The sequence below is a fragment of the Mesorhizobium sp. P3_A9 genome (assembly GCF_056402975.1).
Window position 1 is genome coordinate 1 of record NZ_JBFUGJ010000606.1, and the last position, 2008, is coordinate 2008.

The 2008-nt window shown below is 60.6% G+C and carries 2 protein-coding genes and 1 pseudogene; all 3 read right to left on the reverse strand.

Annotation, left to right across the window (positions count from 1 at the left end; all coding sequences use genetic code 11):
• Positions 1–307, reverse strand: a pseudogene (locus AC1DX0_RS35125) (hypothetical protein); the annotation flags it as partial.
• Between the two features lie 69 nt (positions 308–376).
• A complete protein-coding gene (locus AC1DX0_RS35130) occupies positions 377–1183 on the reverse strand; it encodes an alpha/beta fold hydrolase (protein WP_477220699.1) in 807 nt (268 codons plus the stop codon).
• Between the two features lie 138 nt (positions 1184–1321).
• Positions 1322–2008, reverse strand: a 687-nt coding sequence (locus AC1DX0_RS35135; protein WP_477359017.1) for a sterol desaturase family protein, incomplete at its 5' end; no start/stop codon positions are given.

Sequence of the window (2008 nt, forward strand, 5' to 3'; positions counted from 1 at the left end):
CTGTCACGCCAAGCACGCCGAAGCCAAGCCGACGGCAGAGATTGCGGAACCGGGCGTCGCTTTCGCGCCCCTTGCCGCGCGCCGACATGCGCGCCGCCAGCCAGACTTCGTCGCAAGCGGCGGCACGATCGACGCCCTGCAGCACGAGTTCCAGATTGAACTGCAGCTTCAATTCGCAGATGACGACGACCGGCGGCTCGCCTTCACGCAGCGCGACGATGTCGCAGCCGCCGATTTCGCCCTTTACGACGAAGTCGAGATTTTCGAGGAACCGCTTCACCGGCGCATAGAGTGAGGTCTCGTTCATGCCTCAAGGCTTAGCCGATTCGAAGAGAAAAGCCTTCCGGCTTCGGGGCGCGCGGCGCCCCCCGAACTCTCAAGAATGAATTTTTCCAAGGAAGGACAAAAGCAAGCTGTTGAACTGCTCTGGCCGTTGCAGCGGCGCGAAATGGCTGACGCCGGGCAGGGTGATCAATTCCGACCCCGGGATACTGTGGGCCAGATAGGCCGCGTGCTCGTCTCTGATGAACTCGTCATGCTCGCTTTGAACGATCGCCACGGGCACGCGCGTCCGTGCCAGGTCGGCGGCGGAATAATTGGGTTCGGTCTTCATCATCACGCCGACGGCTTTGACGAATGCATCGAACTGGTCCGGTGTCGCCGACAGTTCGGCATAGTCCTTGGCATGCCGGCCGAAACACCGCTCGACAACCGGGCTTGGCGCGAATTCCTTGGTGCCGCTCGGATCCATGTTGCAGCCGAAGAAGAACACGCCCGTGACGCGTTCGGCGGCTTTCATGCCAAGGATCAGGGCAACGCAGGCGCCATCGCTCCAACCCACCACGGCCGCCTTTTTCAAGTGCAGGGCGTCCATCACGGTCAGGACGTCGGAAGCCATCAGTTCGTATTTGTACGGCCGTTCGTCGCGGGTGCTGCGCCCGTGGCCACGGCTGTCGATCACCACGACCTGGTAGCCGTGCTTGACCAGCGCGGGAACCTGAAATCCCCAATTGCCGCTATGACCGAGGCCGCCATGCAACAAGATCACCGGAGGGCCGGCGCCGAACGTGGCGTACCAGATTTTTGCGCCCTCATGCTCCACCCGACCTTCGTCTCTCGTGGCAGGCAGAGGCGTTGCGCCATGCGTTTCGAATTTCCTGAGATCGTCGTCGTGATAGTCCATGCCGGGAAAGCCTCGAGGCGAATGCGCAGGGCCTACGATTATTGCTGGTATCCGCCAAAACCAACCCGCGACGGGAAGTCTGCTGCCATCAGGCGACACCGCCAATTTCGAGCGGCAAAAGATCCTGCGCTGCCGATGTCAGGCTTCGGTGCTCGGCACTGGACGGGTTGATGACTTCTCGCGGGGCAGGAGCGGATAGCTGACCTGGCCGAAATAGCTGGCGGGGATCGGATCATCGACGCCGTATTTTTCCGGCACCTTGTTGCCGGTTGCATTGTAGGTGCCGAACACCATGTCGAGGACAGGCAGCTGCCCGGCGAAGTTCTTGTCATAGGCTTCGCGCTGGTTGGCATGGTGCCAATGATGGAACTGCGGGCTGGCGATCAGCCACTTCAAGGGGCCGAACGGGATCCGCAGGTTTGAATGAACAAGCAGCGTGTGTCCAAAATAGATGGATGAAAAGACGGCGATCGAGGCTTCGGAGAAGCCGAGGAAAAAGATCGGCGTCAGCGATATTGCCTTTGTGAGGATTGCGTCGACCGGATGGGAGTGGAAGGCGCCGAGCCAGTCCAGCTCGTCAATGCCATGGTGAACGGCGTGGAATTTCCAAAGCGCGGGGATTTCGTGGAAGGCCCGGTGCGTCCAGTAGACGCCGATATCGGTGATCAAGATGATTTCCGCGACCTGCAGCCAGATGGGCTGGCCGCCAACGGCGTGCGCAATTGATTGCGGGACCAGGATTGCGGCGGCGTCGAGGGTGTTGGCGGCGATCAGGACGATGACCACTTTTATGATGAGGCCGTTGAACAGCACATAGATCAGATC